Raw genomic sequence first — 5,335 nt, 5'->3', positions numbered from 1 at the left:
CGCGCCGCTGGTCCGGATCGACGAACAGGACCCGGATGAGCCCGAGGGTCGACGGCATCAGGGTGGCACCGGCGGCGCCCATCGCAGCCCGGGCGAGGATCAGCATGACCGGGCCGGTGGCGTAGGCGGCGAGTACCGACGCGGCTCCGAACACGGCCGCGCCGTAGAGCAGGAGCCGGCGACGCCCGATCCGGTCGCCGACCGTCCCCATCGTGATCAGCAGGCCGGCGAGCACGAAGGAGTAGATGTCGACGATCCAGAGCAGTTGGGCGCCGCTCGGGGCGAGGCGTGCGGTGATGAACGGCAGGGCGAAGTACAGCACGGTCACGTCGATCGACAGCAGCAGGCAGGGCAGGGCGAGTACGGCGAGACCGGCCCATTCCCGGCGGCCGGCCCGTCGTGTGCCGGGGGTCGGCCGCATCCCGGGCATCGGTTGCATCACCAGGTCTGGCATGCGCCGACTATGGCGCGGACCGGCCCCGGGCGCCGGGGCCCAGTCCTGGATGCGGCGAGATGCGACAACGCCCCGGGACGGCGGAACCTCCGGACGCCCCGATCCGCCGTGACCAGCCGCGTTGTTCCGCATCGTCGAGAAAACCCCATCGGGTCCATGAGGCGAGACGGCAGCACGGCACCCGTCTCAGTCGGAACGTCACGGGTCCGACAGGCGGAAGGACAGGTCGGCCGGGGGCACGGCCGTGTCGAGTTGGGCCTTCTGCAACCTGCCGGAGTAGTCCCAGTTCATCGACTGCCATCGGGTGACCTGGTCGAGGACCCAGCGACCGGACTGGCGGCTTCCGTTACCGGACCGCCCGTTGCCGCCGAAGGGCAGGTGGGCCTCCGCGCCCGACGTCGAGGAGTTGACGCTGACCATCCCGGCCCGCACCCCCCGCCGGAACCGGAACGCGCTCGCCGCATCGCCGGTGTAGATCGACGATGACAGCCCGTAGCCGGGCAGGTTCGCCAGGTCGATGGCCTCGTCGAGGCTGCGATAGGTGGTAACGCCGATGATCGGACCGAACGTCTCCTCGCGGAACACCTCGTCGTCCGGGCGCACGCCGTCGAGCACCACCGGGTGGTAGTACAGCCCGGAGTCGGGATCGCCGACGAAGCCGCGACGCGGTCCGCCCGGCCACCTTCCCGGCCCCGCCGGCCCTGCCGGTGTCAACGGCGTCGATGAACCGGCCGACGTCCCGAAACCGGCCGACGTCCCGAAACCGGCCGACGTGATCCGTCCCACCGCGGTGGACCCGAAGATCCGATGATGGTCCCGAATCAGGTCGAGATGGTCGGCGAACCCGGCCGCGAACCGGGCGTCGAGCAGCGGCCCGTACAGCACGTCCCGGGTCGGATCGCCGACGACCGCCGCGGACACGGCGGCGTCGAGCCGACGCACGAACTCGGCGTGCACCGACTCGTGCACGATCGCCGTACCCAGCGAGGTGCACCGCTGCCCGGCGGTGCCGAACCCGGCGAACACCGCCGCTTCGACGGCGGCGTCGAGATCGGCGTCGGGCGCGACGACCATCGGGTTCTTCCCGCCGAGTTCCAGGCACGGCGACTGCAGGTACCGGCCGCACAGGGCGCCGATGAACCGGCCGACCTCGGTGGATCCGGTGAAGCCGACCTTGTCGACGACGCCGGCCGCCAGCGCCCGCTCCAGCCCGAGCGACGTCGCCGCGCCGTCGGCGGGCACGAGGTTCACCGCGCCGGCAGGAACCCCGGCGGCGGCCATCAGCTCGACCAGGGCCTGCGCGCAGGCCGCCGCGTACTCGGCAGGCTTCCAGACCACGGTATCGCCGGCGAGCAGGGCCGGCACGATGTACCAGGACGGCACCGCCACCGGGAAGTTCCCTGCGGTGATCACCATCATCACCCCGACCGGCTCCCGGAAGGTGAACAGCTGCTTGTCCGGCATCTCGGAGGGAACGGTCTCGCCGTAGAGCCGGCGTCCCTCGCCGCGGAAGAACTCGCAGGTGTCGATGATCTCCTGGACCTCGCCGCGAGCCTCGGCCGCCGGTTTGCCGATCTCCCGGGTGACGAGCCGGGCGAACGCGGCGGCGTTGTCCGCGACGAGCCGGCCGAGATTGCCGATCACGCTTCCCCGGACCGGGGCCGGCACGTCTGCCCAGGTGCGCTGGGCGTCACGGGCCGCCACCGCGGCGGCAAGGATCGTCTCCGGGCCGGCCAGCTCGACCTCGGCGACCACGTCGTCGAGCCGGGCCGGGTTGGTCGAGGGCACCGTCCGGACCGGGGTGAGCTCCGCTTCGGCCGCGCCGGGCGGCGCGCACCCGTCCCGCGGACGTCCGCCAATGAGCGCACCAACCCGCCGTGGCCATACCAGCGTCATGACGATCCCCCATCCGGTCCACCGGGTCCATCCGGCCTATCTAATCCGCCCGGCCCCGCCAATCCGCCCAGCCCATCGGATCCGCCCAGCCCCGCCAATCCGCCCAGCCCGTCCAATCCACCACCCGGCAGTCCGTCGAGGACCCGGCCGAGGGCCGCGATCCCGGCGGCGAGCTGCTCGGCGCTCACTGTCAGCGCCGGTCGGAACCGGATGGCCCGTTCCCCGGCGGGCAGCGCGAGGACTCCCTCGCGCACCCGCAGCCGCCGCAGCACCTCGTCCCGGACGGCGCTGCCCGGCAGGTCCACCGCGCAGAGCAGACCGCGCCCACGGGGATTACGCAGCAGCCGGGAGTGGCGGGCCGCGAGCTCCGTCAGCCCGGCAAGCATGCCCACGCCGAGCTCGCCGGCCCGGGCCATGAGCCCCTGCGCCTCGATAATCTCCAGGATGCGGGTGGCGCGGACCATGTCCACCAGGCCACCACCCCAGGTGGAGTTGATCCGCCCGGGCACGCGGAAGACGTTGTCGGCGACCTCGTCGACCCGCCGGCCGGCCATCACCCCGCCGAGCTGGACCTTCTTGCCGAACGCGACGACGTCCGGGCGCAGGCCGAGCTGCTGGTAGGCCCACGCCGAGCCGGTGGCGCCGACACCGGTCTGCACCTCGTCGAGCACGAACAGCGCGTCGTGGCGCCGGCAGAGCTCGGCCATCGCGGCCAAGAACTCGGCCCGCAGGTGGTTGTCCCCGCCCTCGCTCTGGATCGGTTCGGCCAGAAAGCAGGCGATGTCGTGGGGATGGGCGGCGAAGGCGGCCTCGGCCTGGCCGAGCGCGACACGTTCCGCGGCGATCACCGCGTCGAGGGCCGGCCCCACGCAGGGAAACATCATCGCCGGGCAGTCAATGCGCGGCCAGTCGAAGACGGGGAAACGCTCGGTCTTGACCGGATCGGTGTTCGTGACCGAGAGGGTGTAGCCGCTGCGTCCGTGGAAGGCGTTCCGCAGGTGCAGAACCCGACGGCCGAGCGCCGCGGGACGGCCGTGTGCCGCGTTGTGCCGGCTCTTCCAGTCGAAGGCGCACTTGAGCGCGTTCTCCACCGCCAGGGCCCCGCCCTCGACGAAGAACAGATGCGGCAACTGCGGATCGCCGAGGACCCGGGCGAAGGTCCGCACGAACTCGGCGTAGGCGACGGTGGCGACGTCCGGATTTGCCGGCTTGTTGACCGCCACCCGGCCCAGCCGGGCGACGAAGCCCGCGTCGTTGACGAGGTCCGGCGGGTTGATCCCGAGCGGCGCCGAGGCGAAGAAGCTGTAGAGGTCGAGGTAGCGCCGCCCATCACGGGCGTCGACGAGCACGCTGCCGCGGCTCATCGCCAGGTCGCAGACGAGGTCGAAGCCGTCGACGAGGACGTGACGACCGAGCGTGCTCAGCACTGCGTCCGCCGCTAGCCCCTCCGCCGGCATCGCGTCCGCCGGCATCGCGTCCGCCGGCATCGCGTCCGCCGACCGGGCACCGGACGCAGACACCTGGGCCGACCGCAAGGGCTGGGCTGACCGCAAGGGGACGACCATCCCACTCTCCTCCCCCGGACCACTTCCATCCGGATCCCGTCGCCATCCCACAAGCCGTCTCGGCGACGTCGATCTTCTTACGAAGATATCCCTGCAAGATTACGCTACAACCTCTAATTTTTTCGTTCCGTACCAAGCATGGGACAAATCTTCGCGCGAAGGTCGTCAGAGCGTAGCGGCGGCACATCGACCACGCCGCACACATAAGGTGGCTGACCCTTAACACAGAGCGAAGGCAATGCCGTCAGATGAGTGCAGGGGACCGCACGGGAGACAATCGGCTCATCTCCACCCCGCACCGTCGCGAGGTGCGCCGGAACCGCCGGGCCACCCCGACACCCGGGCCACCCCGACACCCGACGACGGAGAGAAGGCAAGCGGCGTGCTGACGCCCCTGACCACGGACGATCCCCGACGCATCGGCCCCTACCGGCTGGCGAACCGCATCGGCGCGGGTGGGATGGGCGTCGTCTACCTCGGTTTCGACACCGACGGCAGGCCTGCGGCCGTGAAGGTGCCGTCGGCCGGACTCGCCGACGATCCCGAGTTCCGGTCCCGTTTCCGGCACGAGGTCGACGCGGCCCGCCGGGTCAGGGGCAGCGCCGTCGCAGCCGTGCTCGACGCCGACCTGACCGGGCAACGGCCGTGGATGGCCACGGAGTACGTCGAGGGCAGGAACCTGGCGGACGCGGTCGCCACCCGCGGCCGGCTCAACGATCGACTGGTCCAGGGACTCGCCGTCGGTCTGGCCGACGCCCTGGTCGCGATCCATGCCGCCGGGGTGGTGCACCGCGACCTCAAACCGGCGAACATCCTGCTCACCTGGGACGGCCCGAAGGTCATCGACTTCGGCATCGCCCGCGCCGGGGACAACACGAGCCACACCCGGACGGGAATGCTGATCGGCACCCTGGTCTGGATGGCGCCCGAGCAGCTGCGCGGCGAGCGGGCCGGACCCGCGGCCGACATCTTCGCCTGGGGGGCCTGCGTCACCTTCGCCGCCGCCGGCCGGCCCCCCTTCCGGGGCGAACGGGCGGAGGCGATCGGCCTGCAGATCCTCACCGCGGAGCCCAACCTCGACGGGTTGCCCGCGTCCCTGGTCGGCGTCGTGCGGGCGGCCCTGGACAAGGAGCCGGCGCGCCGCCCCGCCGCCACCGAGCTGCTCGCCCGACTGGTCGGCCACGACGTCCGCTCTCCCGCCGAATCGGACCGGGCCAGCGAGACGGCGCTGGCCCGCTGGTGGTCGTTGCCGCCGACCCCGCCGGACGGCGAGGGTCCCCACGGGGGGTACCGCGACGCCGGCTACGGTCCCGATCCCGCCCACCACCGCGCATCCGCCCACCACCGCGCATCCGCCCCGCCGACCGTGAGCCACGGCGCTGACGGCTGGGAGGACGACGGGTGGCGCGTCGGGTCGGGC

General features: G+C 72.1%; 4 protein-coding genes. 1 reads left to right on the top strand and 3 read right to left on the bottom strand.

Features of this window, described 5'->3' with window-relative positions; genetic code table 11:
- The 3 genes from AC08ON_RS07820 to lat form a co-directional block, all read right to left on the bottom strand.
- Positions 1 to 421, bottom strand: a 421-nt coding sequence (locus AC08ON_RS07820; protein WP_476616701.1) for an MFS transporter, incomplete at its 3' end; no start/stop codon positions are given.
- Positions 422 to 652: 231 nt separating this feature from the next.
- Positions 653 to 2,350: an aldehyde dehydrogenase family protein gene (locus AC08ON_RS07815; RefSeq protein ID WP_476607969.1), complete on the bottom strand. Its 1,698-nt coding sequence runs from the start codon at positions 2,348 to 2,350 to the stop codon at positions 653 to 655.
- Positions 2,347 to 3,915: an L-lysine 6-transaminase gene (gene lat, locus AC08ON_RS07810; protein WP_476616700.1), complete on the bottom strand. Its 1,569-nt coding sequence runs from the start codon at positions 3,913 to 3,915 to the stop codon at positions 2,347 to 2,349. Before lat ends, AC08ON_RS07815 begins: the two co-directional genes overlap by 4 nt.
- A 382-nt stretch (positions 3,916 to 4,297) precedes the next feature.
- Between lat and AC08ON_RS07805 the strand changes: the two genes are divergently transcribed.
- Positions 4,298 to 5,335: serine/threonine-protein kinase (locus tag AC08ON_RS07805; protein WP_476616699.1), on the top strand; the 1,038-nt coding region annotated here is incomplete at its 3' end.

This window comes from Frankia sp. CoWAU3 (assembly GCF_977971855.1).
This window is presented reverse-complemented; position numbering and strand designations above follow the sequence as displayed.

Coding starts and splice junctions, on each gene's coding strand:
- AC08ON_RS07815 (WP_476607969.1), bottom strand. CDS start 2,350: ATGACGCTGGTATGGCCACGGCGGGTTGGTGCGCTCATTGGCGGACGT.
- lat (WP_476616700.1), bottom strand. CDS start 3,915: ATGGTCGTCCCCTTGCGGTCAGCCCAGCCCTTGCGGTCGGCCCAGGTG.